The sequence below is a fragment of the Sporosarcina sp. BI001-red genome (assembly GCF_003384035.1).
GTDB lineage: Bacteria > Bacillota > Bacilli > Bacillales_A > Planococcaceae > Sporosarcina.
Genome location: NZ_QQAK01000011.1, coordinates 392,087 through 413,631 on the forward strand (window position 1 = coordinate 392,087; position 21,545 = coordinate 413,631).

The 21,545-nt window shown below is 42.5% G+C and carries 17 protein-coding genes; 6 read left to right on the forward strand and 11 right to left on the reverse strand.

The window, feature by feature from the left end; all coding sequences use genetic code 11:
* Window positions 1-116: 116 nt before the first annotated feature.
* Entirely contained in the window at window positions 117-1,745 is a 1,629-nt protein-coding gene (locus DVB69_RS09020) for a hypothetical protein (protein WP_116018689.1), read from the reverse strand.
* Window positions 1,738-2,532 (reverse strand): ABC transporter ATP-binding protein, encoded by a 795-nt coding sequence (locus DVB69_RS09025; RefSeq protein WP_116018691.1) that lies wholly within the window; start codon window positions 2,530-2,532, stop codon window positions 1,738-1,740. The genes DVB69_RS09020 and DVB69_RS09025 overlap by 8 nt, the downstream gene beginning before the upstream one ends.
* Window positions 2,533-2,659: 127 nt before the next feature.
* Here DVB69_RS09025 and DVB69_RS09030 point away from each other — a divergent pair, with 127 nt between their 5' ends.
* Complete coding sequence (locus DVB69_RS09030) at window positions 2,660-3,025, forward strand: hypothetical protein (protein ID WP_147300770.1); 366 nt, start codon at window positions 2,660-2,662, stop codon at window positions 3,023-3,025.
* Here DVB69_RS09030 and DVB69_RS09035 read toward each other — a convergent pair.
* Window positions 2,996-3,409 carry a YoqH family protein gene (locus tag DVB69_RS09035; protein ID WP_233505364.1) on the reverse strand — a complete coding sequence of 138 codons (414 nt, stop codon included), beginning with the start codon at window positions 3,407-3,409 and terminating at the stop codon, window positions 2,996-2,998. The two genes, DVB69_RS09030 and DVB69_RS09035, sit on opposite strands and share 30 nt — an antisense overlap.
* A 218-nt stretch (window positions 3,410-3,627) precedes the next feature.
* On the reverse strand, window positions 3,628-4,137 hold the full coding sequence (locus DVB69_RS09040; protein WP_116018697.1) for a methylated-DNA--[protein]-cysteine S-methyltransferase: 510 nt from the start codon (window positions 4,135-4,137) through the stop codon (window positions 3,628-3,630).
* 134 nt (window positions 4,138-4,271) lie between these two features.
* Between DVB69_RS09040 and DVB69_RS09045 the strand changes: the two genes are divergently transcribed.
* Window positions 4,272-4,601, forward strand: a complete 330-nt coding sequence (locus DVB69_RS09045) for a DUF3889 domain-containing protein (RefSeq protein ID WP_116018699.1) — start codon at window positions 4,272-4,274, stop codon at window positions 4,599-4,601.
* Window positions 4,602-4,770: 169 nt separating this feature from the next.
* Here the strand turns inward: DVB69_RS09045 and mqo are convergent, their stop codons facing one another.
* Entirely contained in the window at window positions 4,771-6,321 is a 1,551-nt protein-coding gene (gene mqo / locus DVB69_RS09050) for a malate dehydrogenase (quinone) (RefSeq protein ID WP_116018701.1), read from the reverse strand.
* Window positions 6,322-7,030: 709 nt separating this feature from the next.
* On the opposite strand from mqo, the gene DVB69_RS09055 reads away from it, so the two are divergent.
* A complete protein-coding gene (locus tag DVB69_RS09055; RefSeq protein WP_116018703.1) occupies window positions 7,031-10,030 on the forward strand; it encodes an efflux RND transporter permease subunit in 3,000 nt (999 codons plus the stop codon).
* A gap of 114 nt (window positions 10,031-10,144) precedes the next feature.
* On the opposite strand, the gene DVB69_RS09060 is transcribed toward DVB69_RS09055, so the two are convergent.
* Window positions 10,145-11,884, reverse strand: coding sequence for an ABC transporter ATP-binding protein (locus DVB69_RS09060; protein WP_116018705.1), 1,740 nt, complete (start codon window positions 11,882-11,884; stop codon window positions 10,145-10,147).
* A 123-nt stretch (window positions 11,885-12,007) separates the two neighbouring features.
* Between DVB69_RS09060 and DVB69_RS09065 the strand changes: the two genes are divergently transcribed.
* The 3 genes from DVB69_RS09065 to DVB69_RS09075 are packed head-to-tail and all read left to right on the forward strand — an operon-like array spanning window position 12,008 to window position 16,778.
* Complete coding sequence (locus DVB69_RS09065; RefSeq protein WP_370452937.1) at window positions 12,008-13,429, forward strand: ABC transporter permease; 1,422 nt, start codon at window positions 12,008-12,010, stop codon at window positions 13,427-13,429.
* Between the two features lie 13 nt (window positions 13,430-13,442).
* The gene (locus tag DVB69_RS09070) at window positions 13,443-14,939 is read left to right on the forward strand and encodes an ABC transporter permease (protein WP_116018707.1); all 1,497 of its coding nucleotides are present in this window, start codon (window positions 13,443-13,445) and stop codon (window positions 14,937-14,939) included.
* 27 nt (window positions 14,940-14,966) lie between these two features.
* Window positions 14,967-16,778 (forward strand): ABC transporter substrate-binding protein, encoded by a 1,812-nt coding sequence (locus tag DVB69_RS09075; RefSeq protein ID WP_116018709.1) that lies wholly within the window; start codon window positions 14,967-14,969, stop codon window positions 16,776-16,778.
* Between the two features lie 122 nt (window positions 16,779-16,900).
* Here DVB69_RS09075 and DVB69_RS09080 read toward each other — a convergent pair whose 3' ends face one another.
* The 5 genes from DVB69_RS09080 to hisD all read right to left on the reverse strand — a co-directional run bounded on the left by DVB69_RS09080 (window position 16,901) and on the right by hisD (window position 21,486).
* Window positions 16,901-17,086, reverse strand: a complete 186-nt coding sequence (locus DVB69_RS09080; RefSeq protein WP_233505360.1) for an SDR family NAD(P)-dependent oxidoreductase — start codon at window positions 17,084-17,086, stop codon at window positions 16,901-16,903.
* Window positions 17,071-17,835, reverse strand: a complete 765-nt coding sequence (locus DVB69_RS09085; RefSeq protein ID WP_116018713.1) for an SDR family NAD(P)-dependent oxidoreductase — start codon at window positions 17,833-17,835, stop codon at window positions 17,071-17,073. Before DVB69_RS09085 ends, DVB69_RS09080 begins: the two co-directional genes overlap by 16 nt.
* On the reverse strand, window positions 17,832-18,782 hold the full coding sequence (locus tag DVB69_RS09090) for a 3-hydroxyacyl-CoA dehydrogenase family protein (RefSeq protein ID WP_116018715.1): 951 nt from the start codon (window positions 18,780-18,782) through the stop codon (window positions 17,832-17,834). The genes DVB69_RS09085 and DVB69_RS09090 overlap by 4 nt, the downstream gene beginning before the upstream one ends.
* Before the next feature lie 76 nt (window positions 18,783-18,858).
* A complete protein-coding gene (locus tag DVB69_RS09095; RefSeq protein WP_116018717.1) occupies window positions 18,859-20,175 on the reverse strand; it encodes a GntP family permease in 1,317 nt (438 codons plus the stop codon).
* A gap of 33 nt (window positions 20,176-20,208) precedes the next feature.
* Complete coding sequence (gene hisD, locus DVB69_RS09100; protein ID WP_116018719.1) at window positions 20,209-21,486, reverse strand: histidinol dehydrogenase; 1,278 nt, start codon at window positions 21,484-21,486, stop codon at window positions 20,209-20,211.
* Between the last annotated feature and the right edge of the window lie 59 nt (window positions 21,487-21,545).

Consider the following 21,545-nt stretch of genomic DNA (forward strand, 5'->3'; position numbering starts at 1 on the left):
CACTCTATTTTGTAGTTCTTATATATTATACCAGTAACCTATGCCCAGGATGAAGTTGAAAAAACATTAAAAAACCTGTCTAAGCAGCTTATATGCCTGACAGGTTTCATTTACGTTTAGATTTTCTTATGTTTTATCGGAAGCAACATCCTCCAACCGACTAGACATCCAACTACAATCACGGCTAAGTAAATTGGAGTTCCATATGGAATCTTAGACATCAGGATATGAACTCCTACAAAAACTCCGATAAGTAGCATGAGGATAATCTGCTTTGCTGTTCCAGATTGAACAGACTCACCCATTGGAAGTGAAAATGGCAATGTACCTTTAGCGCCTATTGCGTAACAAATGACTGCATAGAGGATCGCTGAAAACAGTACGATAACGAGATCTGGAACAATGCGCCAGCCGAACAATACTGTAAATATTACTGCCTGAAGGAGATACACTGGTAAAAACAACTGTGACAGGCTTGCTTTTAAAGCCGCTCGTTTCACACGGGACACACTTGTTATCGGAGCAACCGCATAGATCCAGGCCCCTTTGAATTTACTCGAATAACTCAGCATCACTGCAAGAGGACCAATGATGACAAAACCAAAGTAAATCATGAAATACATATTGGAATTTATCATGTCTTGCCATGTTCCATCGGATAAAAAGATATATAAAAAAAGGAACGGTGCCACAAATCCTATACCTAACGATGGATACACTTTCAGTTTAAAATCGCGTTCTCGCTTCATCAGCTGCCATGAAAATCGGAAATTCGCACGTTCTTCACTGTTTCTGCAGAGCATCCATTCCCAGAACCTCATCATCACGGCACGTTGTTGTTTTCCACCTCTTGCTTCTGACATTAGCTTCTGAAGGTCACGTTCAAAGAGCGGCATTTTACGGACGTACATCCAAATTGCAAACATCGGAATGATAACTGCAATTATCGAGAGCACAATGAGCGGCCGACTCGTATTGCCTCCTAGTAACCATTCAAAAGGTGCTGCAAACCATAATGGTGGAATCAGGAAATGCCACCAATTGAACTCATAAGAAACGGTTAAGCCCACGAAGTCAAACGAACGAATTAGCACTTGATATCCAACAAATACTCCTACTGATAATAGGATCTGTACGTAGTTGATCATATCTTTTAGTCGTTCTCCATCGAAAACACGTAGCATCACCATGTATGTGATCGCTGTAAGTGCGATAATGAGCAGCATCAGAAATATCATCATCACTATAAACAATAAGAAGAACGAAATCCCTTTAGATATAAGGATTACGATTGATGGAATGCCGAGCAATGAAAGCGCGATTAGTGTCATGTAAATACTGATGTGGACGAGCTTAGCGGCATTCAGCGTTCGATCATCTACAGGAGCAGCAGCTAGTAAAATTCGATCCCTAACATCTAGTAGCACACTAGAAAAATCCGCAATAAGGGATGTCATGATCATAAACATCGCAATTCCGAATACAATTCCCATCTGCAGCATCGCGCTGTCACCAAAGAACAGGAAAGGGATTGTTGCCAAACCGTATATCACATACAATCCAAGTGATTTTAGAAACTGGTTTCCTTCTTTTAGCTTCGTTTGTGAAAACACGACAGGGATGCGCCGTTCATCCATTGTCAGCTTCAGACCAACAATTGTCCGCATTGAAGAATAGTCAATCCCAAACATTTGGAAGATAACTTTAAATAAGTCCATAAAACGCAGCGAACGGAAGTTACCCATCCGTTTCACCACCTGTGACAAGGTCTACAAAACGCTTCGCAGTTTGCTGGTGTTCATTAAAACCGGTCAGCTGATTAAATAACATTTCAAGAGACCCAGCTTCACCCTGACCTTTTAGTTCATCAAATGATCCATCAGCAGCAATTTCCCCATTATAAAGAAGGACAATACGATTACTGATTTTCTCTACGACATCCATTATGTGTGAGGAGTAAAAAATCGTTTTTCCATTCGCTGCGAGCATCGCCAATATATCTTTGACGACCATGACACTATTAGCATCCAGTCCGCTCAAGGGTTCATCTAAAAATAAAATATCAGGATCGTGTAGTAAGCTTGAGATGATGAGCACCTTTTGCTTCATGCCCTTAGAGAAGGAAGAAATCCGAGTATGTAGAACTTCTTCCAATCCGAGAACAGTCATAAGCTGCCTTGCTTTTTCCTCTACCACCGTGCGCTTCATGCCATACAACTCACCCACGAACGTCAGATACTCCATAGGTGTCAGCGTATCGTAGATCTCCGCATTCTCAGGCACATAGCCTATCCTCCGTTTAACGTCCTGGTCTTCGTTACGTAAATCGTTTCCGAAAATCTCGACCGTCCCTTTGTAATCTTGAAGCAGTCCGAGCAATATTTTCAACGTTGTACTTTTCCCAGCACCATTCGGTCCGATGTACCCGATGATCTGCCCTCGATATACATCTAATGAAATTCCATCCAAAACACGTTTCCCCGGGAATTCCATCGTAAGGTCGCGCAGTGAAATAATTGGTTCTGTTTGCATCTATCATTTCCCCCAAACCACTCTATTTGTTCAAGCGTAACAAGATGTAAGGGAAATTCCAATTGTTTTTTTGAATAATGGGGAATATATAAATAGTTTGCAAGGGAATGTAGTGGGAATATGCGGGTTGTCCGTGGGAACGGGCGGGTTCTCCGCTGGAACGAGCGGGTTGCTCCCGGAAACGGGCGAGTTCTCCGCCGGAACGAGCGGGTTGCTCGCTGGAATTGGCGGGTTGTCCGTGGGAACGGGCGGGTTGCTCCCGGAAACGGGCGGGTTCTCCTCCGAAACGAGCGGGTTGCTCACCGGAACGGGCGGGTTCACCGCCGAAACGAGCGGGTTCACCGCTGGAACGAGCGGGTTGCTCACCGGAACGGGCGGGTTCCTCGCTGGAACGGGCGGGTTCTCCTCCGAAACGGGCGGGTTGACCGCCGAACCTAGCGGGGCAGGCATCCGGTTGAATAAATCACTTACAGTTGCTAATAGTGTTAGTTAGAACGCTAGGGCCGAGCCTATCTGTTTTTCCATTGGAGAGACGCACCTGTACTACCGCATTTTTCATGTCTGCTGTAATTAAGTCAAATCGACCAGCCCAACTTGGACTGTACTCCTCAGCTGTGGGATAAAGCTTGAACCGCCAGCTGATTTCTTCCGGTATATACGCAAATCCTTCATAGCTATCGTAATCGCCATATGACGAAGGTTCAGGAAGATGTACAGCTAGGATACTGATATTCGTTCGTGCAAAACTGGGTGGATTTAATTGCACTTTGTATACTAATGCTACACCTTTTGCGTTTTTAAGTTTTTTATCGACTGGCTCCAAAACCAGACTGCATGGCTCTTTAATTCCATTCGATGACTTGTCTTGTTCACCCATCAACGCTTGTACCTCTGTTGGTTTTTCAAAAGTTACAACGAAGAAAGCCATTAAACTGAACATCAGCATCAAAAACACCAAATGACCAGCTTTCATCTAATTACACCTACCTCACTTTAAGAGGTAGTATTTCCTTTTAACATAATGATATGCGCGTGAAATCCAACCTGACTACCGCATGAATCCCTTCAAACTGCATCTTCCCTTTCATGCTAAAATCATTGGTTATTTTTTTGTTCATGCGCGAGCAGCCATTCTTTCCGCCACAAGCCACCTGCGTATCCAGTCAACGTTCCGTTCGATCCGATAATCCGGTGACACGGTATGAGAATGCTCAGTTGGTTTTTCCCATTCGCCGTACCAACCGCTCGCACTGCTTTTTCGTTGCCGACTGAACAGGCGATATCTCGATAAGATGCAGTTTGTGCATAAGGAATCTCCGTAAGTGCTTGCCAGACGTTTCGTCTAAATTCGGTTCCCTCATTTGTATAAGGAACCGTAAACTCAATACGTGTCCCGTTAAAGTATTCATCCAGCTCGTTGTAGCAGTCTTTGACTACTTGAAAGGTGGAATCTTTAAGCTCTGACCTGACAACTTCAGTATCAGAAAATAAAATCGAAACAATCGCTTCCTCAGTACCCACGATTTCAATTACACCAATTGGCGATTGATACTCCACTTTTGACGTGGCAATACTAGCTTCTTCATGATAAATGGATGGTTGCATAATCACGATGTCCTCCCCGATTTTCTTTTTCTATAGTGTAACCAAAAAAGAATTATGACGCTACTTCACACCCATTCGCTCTGTATAAAACATGCAAAAAAACGCATCCTACCAAAAAGGAGTGAACCGTTTTGATGATTAAAATTGCGATTGCGATCGGACTTTTCATAGTCACTTATTCACCTCATCCTCAAATTGCTGAAGTGGTACAGGAAGATGCTCCCGCCTATGCTAAGTGGTCGAGACTAGCCATTAAACAAACCCAATCCAACTATCCGAAAGCTAGTATTGTTGACTACTTGTATATGGGAAGCGCCGCGAATAATGGCTCCACTGTTGCAACGTTCCGCCTCTGGTTGCGTGAAGGGAAACGGGAATACGGCGTTGTCGTTAGAGTGACGTATGTCACGGAAACTGAAAAACTGGATAGTGTGAAGTTTCATGAGATTATACCGCCTGGATGAAGTGAAAAGCGATGACTTTCACTTCATATATTGAATTATGCTAAATATAAGTTTTCACTTTATAGATTTTTTAGAAACTCAGTTTTCCCATATAGCCGTTACATATTCATTTGCAGCCACTCAGCAAAACCCCCTTACACAGAATCAGTAAGGGGGTAACTTATAGTTGTTAATTCTTTTTTGGTAAGATCTCCAGTTCAATAACACTGGTATCAGAACCCTCAACGACTAAGGGATCTTCTTCGAGCTTCAGTGACTTCGCAGTTGCCGCTTTCACATCACGAAGCACATCTGGATTTTCCACCAGTGCTATGCCGTATGAAGGAATCATCTCTTTGAATTTAGCTTCCCATTCATTTTTACGCTCTGGGAAACACGTGTTGAGTAGATTGATCATGACGTGAACGGCTGTCGACGCTCCAGGGGATGCTCCGAGCAAGGCAGCAATTGAACCGTCTGATGCGTTGATCAATTCTGTTCCGAATTGTAGTGTTCCTTTTCCGCCAGCCTCTGTTTCTTTAATGACTTGCACGCGCTGACCTGCAACGACAACATCCCACTCATCAACCTTCGCATTTGGAATGAACGCACGTAACTCTTCAACTTGCTGTTCTTTCGATAGCATAAGCTGTTGAACAAGATACTTCGTCAGCGACATCTCTTTCATACCTGCCGATAGCATATTGAAGACGTTGTTCGGCTTTACTGAAGATAGCAAGTCCATCATTGAACCTGTTTTCAAGAACTTAGGTGAGAAGCCAGCAAACGGTCCAAACAGTAAAGACTTTTGGTTATCAATATAACGCGTATCCAAGTGAGGGACAGACATCGGCGGTGCACCGACCGAAGCTTTCCCATATACTTTGGCGTAATGCTTTTCTGCAACTTCTGGGTTGTTACACACTAAAAACAGACCGCTAACCGGGAAGCCACCTATTCCTTTACCTTCAGGAATACCAGACTTTTGCAGCAAGTGAAGACTTCCACCGCCACCGCCGATGAAAACAAACTTCGCCGTGTGGCGTTCGATTTCCCCGCTCACCAAGTTACGAACTTTCAACTCCCAGCGCCCATCACTCTTCTGTTTCAAGTCCTCTACACTACGTCGGTATTGAAGATCGACATTTTCATGTTGTAGATGATCGAAAAGCATGTTTGTAAGAGCACCGAAATTGACATCCGTTCCAGCATCGATTTTAGAAATTGCGATCGGGTCAGTATCTACACGGTCTTCCATCATCACAGGGACCCATTCTTTTAACGTTTCACGGTTTTCTGTGTACTCCATATCTTGAAACAGAGGATTTTGCTTCATCGTTTCATAGCGTTTCTTTAAAAACGTCACATTATCCTTACCTTGCACATAACTCATATGTGGGAGTGAACGGATGAAGTCTTCAGGACGTTGAATTCTTCCGTTCTCTACTAAAAATGACCAGAACTGCTTAGATACTTGAAACTGTTCGTTGATTTTAATTGCTTTGCTAATATCAATGGAGCCGTCTGCCTTTTCCGTCGTATAGTTCAGTTCACATAATGCCGCGTGACCTGTACCCGCATTATTCCATTCATTCGAACTCTCTTCCCCTGCACGGTCAAGCTTTTCAAACATGGTAATATTCCACTCTGGAGCTACCTCTTTCAGCATCGCTCCGAGCGTGGCACTCATAATGCCTGCGCCAATCAAAATAACGTCTGTATTCGTATCTCTTTTGCTCATTTGATCCATCCTTATATACTAAATTTGCAAAAAAGATGACGAGAAACGCTCCCACAGCATCTTTTTTGTACTGCTAATACCCCTGATCTTAATCTATACGGTTTGATTGATTAATAAATAAATGTGCTTTACCTTCCCAATTATAGACTAATTCAAGGAGATACAAAAGGGAGATGTTTGAGGAGGCGTACAAATCCCAAACATAAAAAACCTTTTGTTCAACTCTCAGAAGCAAGGTAATTAGTGAACAAATAGGATTATAGAAAACGATACAGAAATCTCCCTAATTACTAATTTTCACGACCTTCCGTCTAAGTACGAAATTGAGGTAGCTTATATACACTTACTATAAAGGGGAGAAGGCAGCTCTGCGTAACTATATAGCAGAAGAAAGCATTGCGCACTCACCATCCATTTACTTGTAGCGAGACAAAGAACTAGTTGGATGTTGATTATTATGAATAAAAAACTGTACGCCACCTTATATTCTAAGGCGGCGTACAGTTTTTTTGATTCACTTACGTCCGCGTAAAATAGGGATATACGTGAAGTGTAATGATTGAAGACACTGAAGAATAGTCTTGAGAATGAGATGAATGAAATTCTCTTCTACATCCAAAGGATGAGAAAGAATCAGACTAAGTGTCGTCTGAAATTTCCGAATGAAACGTTATGTTGGAGATAGTAAAAAGCAAAAGGAGGTCTTGCGTTGCGTATTTTAGAATATATCGTTAGAAAAAAAGTATTAGTAGGTCTGCTATCTGTTCTGATTATCGCTCTTGGGGGGCTCGCTGTTCTTCAATTGGACAAGGAAATTATGCCCTCTGTCGGAATGGATGGTGCTTATGTCAACGTCGATGCTGGAGAACTATCTGCCATCGATTTAGAGCGAACGATTACTACCCCCCTTGAACAAAAGATCATGGCCATTGACGGCGTACAAGAAATTCAGTCCAAGACCAACAGGGGGAATAGCGCTTTACAAATCACTTTTGAACGTGGACGGGGAGAAGAGTTATCCAAAGAAGTCCATCAAGTCGTGACGGAACTAACAGCAGCTCATCCTGAGATTAAAGAGATCTCTTCAAGTCAATATGGTGTGAGCCAAGGCTATGAGTTCTATATGGACGTGGCCGGCGGAGATATGAACACCATGTCTGATTTCTCAAAAGACGTCTTAAAACCACGGCTTGACGACCTACCTGAGGTTGCAGATGTGAGTCTGTCAGGAATGTCCGAGTCAGAAATTGCCATTCAATTTAAGCGCAATGAGTTGCTTAAACACGAGTTGGATATTTCACAAGTAATTAACGTAGTTGCTCAAGCGAATTCAGAAGTGACGCTCGGGGAACTAATAGACGATCAAGACAACGCAACGGTTAGATGGGATACAAAATTGGATAGTGTGACATCCCTTGAACAACTAGAAATTCCTACAGCCACTGGGACTATCTTTTTGGATGAACTAGCAACGGTTTCCTTAGTGCCCCTTGAAGGCTCATCATTCGTATGGAAAAACGGCATGCAGGATTTAGTATTCGTGCAAATTAGCCGCTCCGCCAGTGTAAACCAAATAGACATGGCAAAAGCAGTTCGCAAGGAAATCGAAAAAATCCGTGAAGAAGGACTTATCGAAGACTTCACCTTAAACGAAATGGTTGCCCAGGCAGACTTTGTGAAAGAGTCGATTGACGGGGTCACAGTCAATATATTAATAGGTAGTATTGTCGCGATTGCGATTCTACTGGTTTTTCTGCGAAACATCCGTGCGACACTCATTATCGGGGTATCCATCCCTACTTCCGTTCTCCTCACTTTTTTAACCGTTCACCTATTAGGCTATAGTCTAAACATGCTGACCCTCATTGGATTAGGATTAGGGATTGGAATGATGGTGGATTCATCTATCGTAATTCTGGAATCGATTTACCGGCAGAGAGAACTTGGACTCGGAAATATGGAATCGGTTCTTATTGGTACAAAGGAAGTTGCTGGTGCAGTTTTTGCATCCATGTTGACGACAATCGTGGTGTTCTTACCTATCGGGTTCATTGGCGGCGATCTTGGTCGGCTTATGATCATCTTGTCAATTGTTGTTGCCATTACGTTGATCAGTTCCGTCATTGTCGCTTTTACGGTAATACCAACTTTATCCGAAAGATTCTTGCTGTTCAAAAAGAGGTCTGCGGTTCCTAAGGAAGGTGCTATTACCAAAGTATACAGTGCAGCCATTTCTTGGATCGTCAGAAAAAAGAAACGTAGTATTCTCGTCATTGCCTTGTTTTCTGCACTCTTCGTCGGCTCTCTCTTCTTAGTCCCTAAAATCCCGATGACGGTGATGCCGGACATTTTCAACAGATATACAGAAGTCGTGATGGAATTGGAATCGGGTATTGACGAGAAAGATAAAGCAGACGTGATCGCAGATGTGAATGAACGTCTGGAAGCCATTCAGGATATTGAATCCAACTATATATTGGATACAGACGGGTTACTCATTGGAATCATTAATATGACAAAAGGCGATGAGATTCACAAAGGACAAAAAGAAGTTAATGAAGAGATACTTAAAAAGTTACGTGAACTGGTGCCATCCACGCCAATTATGAGTGTTCAAAGCTCCATGGACGGCTTGGCAGGATCCCCCGTTCAAGTGATCATTAAAGGAGAAGACTTTGACTCCTTACAAAAGCTAGCAGAAGGATTTAAACAAAAACTTGGTGCTGTTGACGGGATTGTTGGAATTACGGATACCATGCAGCATACTTCACCTGAGCAACTCATCGTATTGAAGGAGGAAGCAATCCAGGCCGCAGGGTTATCTACACTTCAAGTGAAACAATTCCTCGAAGAAACGTTTATCCATACACCTATCGGACAAATCACGATTGCGGATCAGGCAGTTCCATTAATCGCAAGTTGGGACTCAAGAACAACTACCGCAGAAGCCTTGCTCCATTTAAAGATTCCAACGACGGATGGAGAAAAGAAATTGTCTACCTTCATAGATTTAAACGCTGTTCAGACGCCAAATGAAATTATGCATAAGGATGGCGAACGTTATATTACTGTTTCAGCGGATACTGAAGGAAGAGATTTAGGGGCCATCAATCGAGATGTACAAAAGGTCTTGAAGGCCTTTAACACGCCTAATGGATATACCGTTGGAGTCGCTGGTGATATCGAGCAGCAACAAGAACTGATGATGGAAATGGTCGCTGTATTGACCATTGCATTATTCCTTGTATATTTTGTTATGGCTGTACAGTTCAATCACTTAGGGCACCCTTTCATTGTCATGTCCATCATCCCAATGGCAATAGTCGGAGTCATAATCGGATTGGTCGTAACTCAAAGGGAACTAAATCTCTTGTCGGGTATGGGGATTATCATGCTCATTGGTATCGTCTTAAACAATGCAATTTTGCTGATTGACCGGACAAATCAGCTGCGTTCAGAAGGGCGATCCGTTGAAGAGGCACTCGTTGCAGCAGGGAAACAGCGGATACGTCCCATCCTCATGACAACGTTAACGACGGTTGGTGGTATGTTGCCCCTTGCACTCGCATCTGGCGTATCAGGGAACTACCAAGCACCTCTCGCAACAGTACTCATTTCAGGACTGCTGTTTGCGACCTTCATTACATTGTTGCTTATTCCTTCGGTGTATCGAGTGTTCACTGTTAGTAAAACGAAAACAGAAACTTAATGAAATTAAAAGCCTCATTCAGCGGAAGACTTAGGCTGAATGAGGCTTTGTGATGCACTGCATCAATTTTTCAGATACTAAATTGTATATTTGTCATGTGAGTTACTTAACTGGTTACTCTATTCCTTGGGCCACCCAATGCCCCTCCATTACTTCTACCAGTTTTGTATTTTCTACATTGAACTTCCTATCTGCTATATCCTGTTTGTTCAGTTGGCGATGTTTGTTTGCACCCATCCTAGGATCCGGAATTGGAATAGCTGCTAACAGGGACTTTGTGTACGGATGTAAAGGGTTATTGTACAGTTCTTCGCTTTCAGCCAACTCGACAATCTTCCCAGCGTACATAACCGCCACCCGATCACTGATGTGCTTCACCATTGACAAGTCGTGAGCTATGAATAAATAAGTGAGACCAAGCTTATGTTGCAAATCCTCCAGAAGTTTTACAATCTGTGTTTGAATCGATACATCCAGTGCAGATAAGGGTTCATCACAGACGATGAAATCCGGCTCCACTGCAAGAGCTCGTGCAATTCCAATTCTTTGACGCTGACCGCCAGAGAATTCATGGGGATACCGCATGGCATGCTCGGGTTCCAAACCAACCATCCTTAGCAAATCTTCAACCCTTTTCTTACGTTCAGCTTTGTTCTTACTCATTCGATGAATATCTAGAGCTTGCCCGATAATGTCGAGTATTTTGAAGCGGGGATTTAGAGAAGAATATGGGTCTTGGAAAATCATTTGCATATGTTTTCTCATATTCTTCATCTCTTTTGAAGTAAAACGGTTGATGGCCATCCCTTGGTACAACACTTCACCTTCCGTCGGATCGTCCAACCGTAAAATTGCACGACCTGTTGTAGACTTCCCAGACCCTGATTCGCCCACAAGGCCAAGTGTTTCACCAGGCCGAATGTGGAAACTAATATCGTCAACCGCTTTAGTCAATCCATTTTTCCCACTATCGAAATGTTGCTTAAGAGACGTCACTTGAACAAGAGGAATCGTCTTATCAATTCCTTCTGGTAATTGGGATACACGTTTCTCCTTCTTCTTTTCATCAAGTCTAGGTAGTGCATTTAAGAGCTTTTTAGTGTATGGATGTGTTGGACTTTCAAACACCTCAAGCGTTGTTCCGGTCTCCACAATTTCGCCTTTCTTCATAACTACGACATGATCACACATTTCCGCTACTACTCCCAAATCGTGAGTAATTAATATTATAGAAGTGCCAAAACGTTGTTGAATATTTTTCATGAGATCGAGAATTTGTGCTTGAATAGTTACATCTAGTGCAGTCGTAGGCTCATCTGCAATTAGTAGTGCAGGTTTACAAGCAAGAGCAATTGCAATCATAACCCGTTGACGCATCCCTCCAGAAAACTCATGGGGGTATTGGTTATACCGAACTTCACTATCCTTAATGCCAACCATATTTAAAAGCTCAATCGTTTCTCTCTTTGCTTTTCTCTTTGAGACATTCTTATGTTTTATAATGCTTTCGCATATCTGTTTCCCTATTCTTTTAGTCGGATTTAAAGACGTCATAGGATCTTGAAAAATCATCCCAATTCCTTTCCCTCTAATACTTTCCATTTCCTTCTCTGTCTTCAAGTTTAAATTTTCTCCTTGAAATTCAATCATTCCCTCTTTCATATACGAAGGCGGCGAAGGTAACAAACGCATAATGGAACGCGCAGTTACGCTTTTTCCACTGCCTGATTCTCCTACAATACCAAGGGTTTCCCCTTTTCCAACCTCAAAACTCACTCCACGAACGGCTTGGAAGTCTTCATCCCTCATCGTAAAGGAAACGTGTAAATCTTTTACTCTCAATATGGGTTCCACAGGGAATCCCCCCCTTTTGTCATGTTTATTTTGTTTCAAGAATAGAATTGACAACTATTATCTATTTGACTATAGTCTAGTATACTGATCGGAATTAAACAATATAAAAAGGTGGTGGAATAATTGGCGCTGAATGTAGCTTCACTTTTTCAACAGTCTTACAAAGAGGCCCAGGGAAAAATAGTGCTTCAAGTTCTGCTCTTTCTAGCGGGGTTCCCCGTTCATCTAGTCATTTATTTTATTTACTTGGTTAGGAAAAAAGACCAAACGCGCGATACTGAGTTGAACAACATCCGTTCGGAACTCTCAGAAAAACAATGTATTGCTCAATGGCATTCTGAGTATGTAGATCAACTCGTACGAAAGCGGAACTTCCTTCAAGAGAATACAAGTGATAAAGAAATAAATAAAGTGGCTGAAAAGCTGGCGGATGAAAGGGTAGAAAAAGAGATTGCACGCCGTACGGAAGAATATTTTACGCAGAAAGGAATCCGAAAAGAAACGTATTTGGTTTACTTTCATACCCTACTAGAACGTCCGCAATTTTTACTCGTTACTTTACTACCTGGGGTTCTTATGTACGCAATACTACTGCTAACTAGCAATCCGTTCCTAACCTATATCGCTGAAAGACTTATCCAAAGTGTACTGGTTATTATAGGAGTCGCGATTTTGGTGTTTACGATTCTCTATATTTCTCCTTTCGATCCAGCCTCCAATATTCTTGGCGAATCGGCGACACAGGAACAGATTACAGCGTTCAACCAATTACACGGTCTTGACCTATCCTATTGGCAACAACTATGGAATGCGATAAAAGGTATTGCTACGTTCGATCTGGGGTCTTCATTTGCAGGTAATGAAGATGTCGCAACGAGCATCGCCAACAAGTTCCCGGTTACGTTAACGATTGCACTGTTCTCGGTCATTATGGCAGTTGTCATTGCAATCCCAGTCGGCATTCTTTCTGCAACTCGACCGAATTCGTTTCTGGATTACTCCTTCATGTTCATTGCATTAATTGGCTTATCCATTCCGAACTTTTGGCAAGGACTTATCTTCATTCTAAACTTCTCGATTAAGCTCAATTGGTTGCCAGCTACGTATAGTCCTAGTAATCACCTATCCATGATTATGCCTGTCGTCGTTCTCGGGACTGCACTTACAGCTTCTATTGCGAGAATGATGCGCTCATCGTTACTTGAAATTATTCACGAAGACTACATCATCACAGCACGAGCAAAAGGTCTTTCTAAGGGGCAGATGTTGTGGAAACACGCTGTCGGGAACGCGATGATTCCAGTCATCACTGTCATCGGTCTTTTGTTTGGGGGCATGCTTGGAGGTGCTGCCGTTACGGAGAAGGTCTTCAACATTAGAGGAATTGGGAGTTACATCGTTGATAAGCAATTCATACCCGATATCCCCGCCATCATGGGTGGTGTTGTCTATATTGCAATTACTATCTCGTTAGTCAATTTACTCATTGATATTTTGTATGCATTCCTAGATCCGCGAATTCGCTCTAAGATAAACCAATCGTAAAGTAGGTGAAAGGATGAAAGATTCCACAAACAATCGTCATGCATTAGTGATTTCAAAAGAATATCCTCAAGCCAATTTCACATGGATTCTCTCGGTAGTACTCGCTGGAATCTTCTTGTGGAACAGTTTTCCAACTAACACGAAAGAACTGAACCCGTTTGTATTTTCCCTGTTTTGTGCCTACATGGTAACGGCTGTATTTCAGCTCTTCATTACACTGAAGATGAAAAAGGATCTTCTCTCCACAGGAGAAATCCATGCAGGGACCAGGCGTTTAGGTTATGTCCAATTAGCAAGTTTACTGACGGGTAATATTTTCGCAGCTACTTTTGCTTTCAACTTAATTAATAAAAGGAAGACCCCTGAATACACGTTTGCGGTGTATATGCTACTGACTCAACTAGCTGTTATTGCTATAAGCTCAGTGAATCTATTTAAACCGTATGTCAGCGATACGTTTCTTATCGCGATGGCGAGCCTTCTTCTTATTACTCTATTTCACCTAGTAGCTCTCATCCTGTCAGTCCGTTATGTGAGAGAGTATTCAGCCCCACGTTGGATGTCTGTCCTTGCCATTTTTTTAATGGCAACAGCCGTTACAGGTAACTTATTTGCCTTACTTTTAGGTTGGAGCCTATTCATGAAGGCTAGGCGCTTCGATTCTTCCCGACTGTTGAAATGGAATGTGATGTGGGAGAAAATCACTCGCAATTCTACTGCAGTTCTAGGCATGTTTTTCATTTTACTCATGCTTGCCATTTCTATCACGAGCCGATTCACATTTGATTATGCGCTCGCAGTGGAAAACAATTACGGTGCTATTTTACAAACTCCTAGTCTTGAATACCCGTTTGGAACGGATAACTTTGGCAGAGACGTATTTTCAAGAATTGTGTTCGGGGCCAGGATTTCATTACTCGTAGGCTTTGCAGCTACGATTGTTCCGGGCCTAATTGGTGGGTTCCTTGGTGCAATTGCTGGTTATTACAGCAATCGTATCGACAATTGGATTATGCGTTTATTAGATATTCTTTATTCGATTCCTGGGATCCTACTCGCGATTGCCATTATCGCAGCATTTGGAGCCAATACAGTCAATCTAATTATTGCACTAAGCGTTGGGGCAATTCCAACCTATGCCCGTACGATGCGAGCGAATGTCCTTATGGTGTCAAATTACGATTTCGTCGATTCTGCAAAAGCACTTGGCGCATCAGACTTTTCAATACTGTTTAAACAAGTTGTACCTAATTCACTTGCCCCTATGATTGTAAAATCTACTTTAACAATTGGTGGTGCCGTCATCGCGACAAGTAGTCTAAGTTACTTAGGCCTTGGAGTCGAGCCTCATATTCCAGAGTGGGGAAATATTTTGAAAGTGGGGAGTACGTATCTGGAATCGAATTCGTATCTCGCAATTTTCCCCGGACTTGCAATTATATTGCTCGTTCTCTCATTCAACTTCTTGGGTGATGGATTGCGCGATGCGCTAGATCCTAAGCTAGACTAACTACTAAAAACTTGGAGGGATTCATCTATGAAAAAGAAATTATTAACACTAGCCTTACTGCTCGTCCTCGTACTTTCAGGCTGTGTCAAAACTAAATCAGAGGTTGAAACTGAGGGTAAAGGCGACGATGGTAAGGGCGGATTGAATGAGAAAGTGCAAATCGAAGTCCTTGGAATGGGTTCAGGCGAAGAAGACTTAAATATTGTACGTGACCAACTCATCAAGAATGGGTTTGACGTCAAATTGAACATCCAACCGGATTATGGAACCTTTTCGTCACAAAAAGATGCTGGAAACTTCGACCTTGCACTTTCGAGCTGGACGACAGTTACCGGTAACCCTGACTATGCCGTACGTGCGTTATTCAAATCTGACGGCGCGAATAGCCTTTTTAAGGACTCTATAGTAGATGAATTGATCGACCAAGCAAGTAGGGAAACAGCGGATGAATACACAAAAACATACAAGCAACTTGAACAGCAACTCGTTACAGAAAAAGCCTTCATCGCCCCCCTCTATAACTCTTATAAAGCACAAGGAGTAAACAAAAAAGTGTTAAATCCAGATTCAGTAAGACTCGCAAAATCTCGTGCAATTCCATGGGAAACCATTGACTTTAAAGATGCAGCACAACGCACAACTGAACCCCTGGTGACGCAACAAGCAATAGGAGATTTGACTTCGCTGGATCCCATTAAAGGGAATGATGGTTCTATTAATACACTCAACACAAATATGTACGTACGTCTTGTCAACTTGACGGATGAAGACGAAGTCGTATCAGATGGTTCACTTTCTTATAACTATGCGATGGCTGAAGGAAATTCAGATTACTACTTCCTTCTTCGAGACGACATTAACTTTGCATCCGTATCAAACGAAAAAGCAACTGACACTGGAGAACGTGTCGGAGCAGAAGATGTTGTATTCTCTCTGGAACGTGCAAAAGATAAGGATTCCGTACCTGATCACAGAACGTATAGCTTACACGAACGTATTAAAAGCGCTGAAATTGTTACCGATTTGTCAGAGTTGAAGAATGCAAAACAATCCGGTAGTGAAGAAACCATTCTAGAGTCACTGGAAAATGGAATTGATACAAAGCTATCCAAAATCGTTGATAGTAAAACAGAAGCTGACAATAGTAAAGGAAACTACCAAGTAGTTAAAGTGACAACAACAGAACCCTTCCCTCAAGTTCTGAACTATTTGGCTCACCAATCTGCAGGAATCGTATCAGAGAAACAAGTGAAAAGTATTAACACATATGACGTCGCATCCTTTAACATCGACAAAGATATTCCATACGGAGATCAGCGCACAGTAACTGAAGGTGCAACTTATAACAACCATCTGTATGCAAGTGGACCTTATATACTTGTGAAGAAAAACGATTACCAAGCAGACTTCGTTAAAAATCCAGGATATCGTACGGGAAGTGATTTTGAACCTAAGATTTCAAACATAACTGTACGTTTCATCGATGACTCTGATAGTGCTCTGTCGGCCTTACGTAACGGTGAAATTCATCTCTTTAACGGAGTTCCGGAAACGAAGTACGACCTCGTTGAAAAAGACGATAACTTGCTACTTCAAAAGAGCGACAGCAACGCCGTTACTTATTTGCAATTCAACACAGCCGGACGAAAAGTTTCAGAGAGTGAAAACTTACGTAAAGCTGTACTATTCTCCATCAATCAAGATGAATTTTTGAACTATTACCAAGGCAACAAGAAAAAAGCTTACTCAACAGTCAGCCCCCTCGTAGATACAGGAAACGAGCTCGTAGCTGATTCTGACAAGGTAAAAGAGTTTATGGATGCCTATCACAAAGAATAATTGAAAACCGCACTCCAACTTGAGTTTTCAGGTTGGAGTGCGGTTTTTACATTCTTAAGTTTGATACTGTTTGAGGATTCTCTGTCGTGTTGACTTTCACTAAATAGATGAGTTCCATTCGATCACTGAGCTGTATACCCGCCATCTAAAACAATCGCTTGTTGACTAAGATCTGAAAGAACCACTTTTGCTCCGGCTTCTGAAAAGGCTTTTGCAATATCAAAGCCGATCCCTCGAGCCGCTCCTGTAATGAACAAAACGTTGCCTTCTACCATTACTTCATCCCCATAAGTTAAATTGCTGTCCATCCGCCATCTACTTTAATGGTTTCACCTGTTACAAAACCAGCCATGTCGGAAGCTAGATAGAGTACCGCTCCTGATATATCCTTCGGCTTTGCCAATCCATTTAACAAGATCCGCTTTTCTACATCTTGTTTAAAGGCTTCGTCTGTAAACATGTTTGCCGTCAACTCAGTTTCAATGAAAGTAGGCGCAACCGCATTTACCGTAATGCCGTGTTCCGCCCATTCAACTGCCAACGCCTTCGTCAATTGAATGAGCCCGCCTTTACTCGCACAATAAGCCGCACGCTTGTAATACCCAACAAACGCCATTTGTGAGGCAATGTTAATTATCTTACCACTTTTTTGAGCAAGCATATGACGAGCTACTTCCTGGCTGCTAAAGAAAACCGACTTCAAGTTTAGATCGAGTACCGTGTCCCAATCTGATTCTGTCACGTCCATCGCTGGCTTCGCAATGTTGACACCAGCATTGTTCACTAGCACATCAATCGTACCGAATTCAGAGATTACCGTTTCAACAAGACGTTGAATCACCGATAGTTCACTCAAGTCGCCAGGGATTCCCATGCATTTAGGATTAAGTGCCTGAAGCTCACTTACGACTTCATTCAGTACCAATTCATCTCGGCCTGTAATAATTACATTAGCATTTAACTCTGCAAATGTACGCGCAATCTCTTTTCCAATCCCCTTACTACCACCTGTAACGACAACGGTTTTCCCTTCAAGTTCAGTGAAATATGAACTCATTTCCTTTCCTCTTCCCGGTTATTCAGATCATTTTTCAAAAAATGGATGAGTGTGCGTTCACGCTCTTCATTGACCTCTTTAGATCTATCCTCGTCCCATTTATAAAAGCCTTGTCCGCTTTTATCACCTAACTGTTTCGCATTCACGAGATTAGCAAGTGTTTCACCAGATTGTTGAGCTGTACCTAGCTCGCTGAATAGATAATTTGAAATCGCCGAAAACACATCCAGTCCACCCATGTCTGCCGTCATCAATGGACCTGTGATCGGCAAACGGCGCCCTATGCTATATGTAACTGCAGCGTCTATATCTTCTTTCGTCGCAGCACCAATATCCAACAAATACTGGGCTTCCCGGAACAATGCGTATTGAAGACGATTGCCAATGAAACCAGCGATTTCTTTCTTTACTAAAACCGCTTTCTTATTCATCTGATCCAGAACTATCATCACTTGCTCAATAGTTCGCTCGTCTGTATGCTCACCCTTTACCACTTCTACTAGAGGGATTAAGTGAGCAGGGTTCCAAAAGTGGGTGACAATGAAGCGGTTCGGATGCTTCATCTCCTTAGCAAGCTCACTCGGTTTAAATCCAGATGTATTACTAGCAATAATACATGTATCACTCACCAATCCTTCTATTCTTTCATACAATACCCGTTTCAGTTCGATTTGTTCAGGAATAACTTCAAAAATGAAATCTGAACTAGAAACTATTTCTTCCAAAGACATCGATAGCTCAATGTTGCCAAAAATACGAGATACTTCATCCGATTCGATTAGCTCATTTTCCATCATGACGGCCAACTTATTTTGCAACCCCTTATGTGCTGTCTCAAGATCTGCCTCATTCATCCCAACAAGTTTGACCGGGAATCCCGCCCACGCGGCCGCCAGTCCGATCGAATGCCCCATAGTTCCACAACCAATTATTGTTAGCTCTTTCATCTAATCCACCCCTAACCTTTTCTATAAACGAGAAATACCCAACAAACCATTCACCAGTTTGTTGGGTAGTGTACTCTTACAAGCCTATCGAAAATAAGATTACCGCCACTGCCGCACCAATGAGTGGTACAACAACAGACAAGGCTCCGAATGCGGGATACGCATCTTTATGCGTTTCACCTGCAATAGAACGGATTGTTGTCACAACATATCCTCCTTGTGGCAGTGAATCCAATGACCCTGAAGATATAGCTACCGTACGGTGTAATGCAGATGGATCGACTCCTAAATCCATATAATGCGGTGCCAAAAGTGGCAAAGCAATTGCCTGTCCACCTGAGGAAGAACCGGTAAGTCCCGCGATAACAGCAACTGCAAGCGCCCCTCCAATTAGAGGGCTGCCTGGAATATCAGTCATCACACCAACCGCTGCTTCAAAAGCAGGCGTCGCTTTCACCACTCCGCCAAAACCGACGACCGCGGCTGTATTGGCAATTGCAATGACTGCACCCATCGCACCTTCTCCAACGGCAAATCCAAAGTTTCGAAAATACTTTTTATTAATTAAATACGTAGCAAGAATACCACCGCTTAAAGAAATAATTAAAGCGGAAGTTCCGAGTGACTTGTGCAATAGTAATGTAATTCCAAGAACAACCACTAAAGGAATCATGCTAAGTAATGGATTCGGAAGTTCTGTTCGTTCATCCACCTCTTGGTCCGTGTCTCTAGCAACAAATGTCTCACCTTTTGCGACTGCTTTAGAAATCATTCGTTTCAACCACCAGTATCCAAACAAGAACATGAAGATTGCTACGACAATGCTTACTTCCCAACCCGCATATGGAGTTGTACCTAGAAACTCGATTGGAATCCAGTTTTGTATTTCAGGTGATCCTGCAGCCGTCATCGTAAACGTCGTGGATCCAAAAGCCAATGCAGCTGGTATGAATCGTCTTGGAAGATTAGCTTGTCTGAATAGACTCAACGCCATCGGATAGACGGAGAATGCGACTACGAACAAACTGACGCCACCATATGTTAAAACCGCACAGGCGATAACAACTGCTAAAGCTGCCCGTTTCATACCGATTTTGCTTACAATCCATTGCGAAATACTATCTGCAGCACCACTGTCTTCCATGACCTTACCGAAAATCGCACCCGTCAAGAACATTAAATACCACGACGCGATGAACCCTGTAAATCCGCCCATATAGTTCGTTAGGAAATTGACACCGCCCTCTTCTGTTAACTGTGGAAAGAGCGGAATTCCATTTAATATTGTAATGAACAACGCAGTAATCGGTGCTGCAATAAGGAGGTTCATCCCCTTCATAGTCAAAAAGATCAGTATTGCAAGTCCCCCAAAAAGACCGATAAACCCTAACATAGCGACTCCCCCCTATCCCTTCAAATGTACGGTTTAGTTGTTACCGTACCGTTCTACTCTAAGGAGTGCTTGTTTCGCATGACCTTCAAAGTTTTCTAGCTGACAGAGCCGAGCAGCGTATTCGCCAATATATGCACTAGCTTCAGGTTTCACTTTTTGGTAAGTAACAGTTTTAATGAATTTACCAACCCACAGTCCACCTGTATAACGTGCTGCCCCTTTTGTTGGAAGTGTGTGGTTTGTACCAATCACTTTGTCCCCATAAGCAACGTTCGTTTCAGGTCCTAAGAACAAGCAACCATAGTTTGTCATGTTTTCTAGGAAGTAATCTGGATTCTCTGTAAGAATTTCTACGTGTTCAAACGCAAGACGATCTGCTTCAATACGAGCTTCTTCAATTGAATCGACGACTAACACTTGTCCGTAATCTTCCCATGAAACACTTGCAACATCTGCAGTCGACAATGTCTCCAATTGACGCTTAATTTCTTCAATCGTTTCGTAAGCAAGCTTCTCAGAAGTGGTAATCAATGCACCTGGAGATGTCGGACCATGTTCTCCTTGACCAAGTAGATCCGTTGCAATCATTTCTGCGTCAGCCGTATGATCTGCGACAACGAGTGTCTCAGTTGGACCTGCAAATAGATCAATTCCAACTCGTCCATATAATTGTCTTTTCGATTCCGCAACAAATGCATTACCCGGTCCGACAATCATATCTACGGATTCAATTGTTTCCGTACCGATTGCCATCGCCGCCATCGCTTGAATACCACCGAGCAAGTAAATTTCATCCGCACCTGCTAAATACATCGCTGCGATTGTTGCCGTTGGAATTTCCCCATTGATCGGTGGTGTACATGCAATCACGCGTTTTACTCCAGCAACTTTTGCAGTCAATACGCTCATGTGCGCAGAAGCAACCATTGGATAGCGTCCTCCTGGAATGTAACAACCCACGCTGTTTACAGCAATGTTTTTATGCCCCAAAATAACTCCAGGGATATTTTCAACTTCTACATCATGCAATGAATCCAGTTGTGCTTGTGCAAATGCTTTAATATTTTTTTGAGCAAATTGAATATCCTCAATGACACTGGCAGGTACTTGGTCCACAATTTCTTTAATTTGTGTTTCACTCAATCGGAATGACTCCGGATTCCACTTATCAAATTTCTCGGATAACTCACGGACTGCTTGATCCCCACGAGTCTCTACGTCTTTCAATGCTCCAGCAACGATTTGTGATACTTTGGAATCGTTTGCAACAACTTCTTCTTGTGATTTACCAGCTTTAATTACTTTCATCATAATTACGCCTCCTATTTTTTAACCGCTTACATTCTACTTAGACAGACTATCTTTGATTT

Bases quoted from the DNA above. Each gene is read 5' to 3' on its own strand.
- DVB69_RS09085 (WP_116018713.1), bottom strand. From the start codon at position 17,835: ATGAGTTCATATTTCACTGAACTTGAAGGGAAAACCGTTGTCGTTACA.
- DVB69_RS09035 (WP_233505364.1), bottom strand. From the start codon at position 3,409: ATGGGTGAACAAGACAAGTCATCGAATGGAATTAAAGAGCCATGCAGT.
- DVB69_RS09070 (WP_116018707.1), top strand. From the start codon at position 13,443: ATGAAAGATTCCACAAACAATCGTCATGCATTAGTGATTTCAAAAGAA.
- DVB69_RS09095 (WP_116018717.1), bottom strand. From the start codon at position 20,175: ATGTTAGGGTTTATCGGTCTTTTTGGGGGACTTGCAATACTGATCTTT.
- DVB69_RS09045 (WP_116018699.1), top strand. From the start codon at position 4,272: ATGATTAAAATTGCGATTGCGATCGGACTTTTCATAGTCACTTATTCA.
- mqo (WP_116018701.1), bottom strand. From the start codon at position 6,321: ATGAGCAAAAGAGATACGAATACAGACGTTATTTTGATTGGCGCAGGC.
- DVB69_RS09025 (WP_116018691.1), bottom strand. From the start codon at position 2,532: ATGCAAACAGAACCAATTATTTCACTGCGCGACCTTACGATGGAATTC.
- DVB69_RS09080 (WP_233505360.1), bottom strand. From the start codon at position 17,086: ATGGACAGCAATTTAACTTATGGGGATGAAGTAATGGTAGAAGGCAAC.
- DVB69_RS09020 (WP_116018689.1), bottom strand. From the start codon at position 1,745: ATGGGTAACTTCCGTTCGCTGCGTTTTATGGACTTATTTAAAGTTATC.
- DVB69_RS09075 (WP_116018709.1), top strand. From the start codon at position 14,967: ATGAAAAAGAAATTATTAACACTAGCCTTACTGCTCGTCCTCGTACTT.
- DVB69_RS09090 (WP_116018715.1), bottom strand. From the start codon at position 18,782: ATGAAAGAGCTAACAATAATTGGTTGTGGAACTATGGGGCATTCGATC.
- DVB69_RS09040 (WP_116018697.1), bottom strand. From the start codon at position 4,137: ATGCAACCATCCATTTATCATGAAGAAGCTAGTATTGCCACGTCAAAA.
- hisD (WP_116018719.1), bottom strand. From the start codon at position 21,486: ATGATGAAAGTAATTAAAGCTGGTAAATCACAAGAAGAAGTTGTTGCA.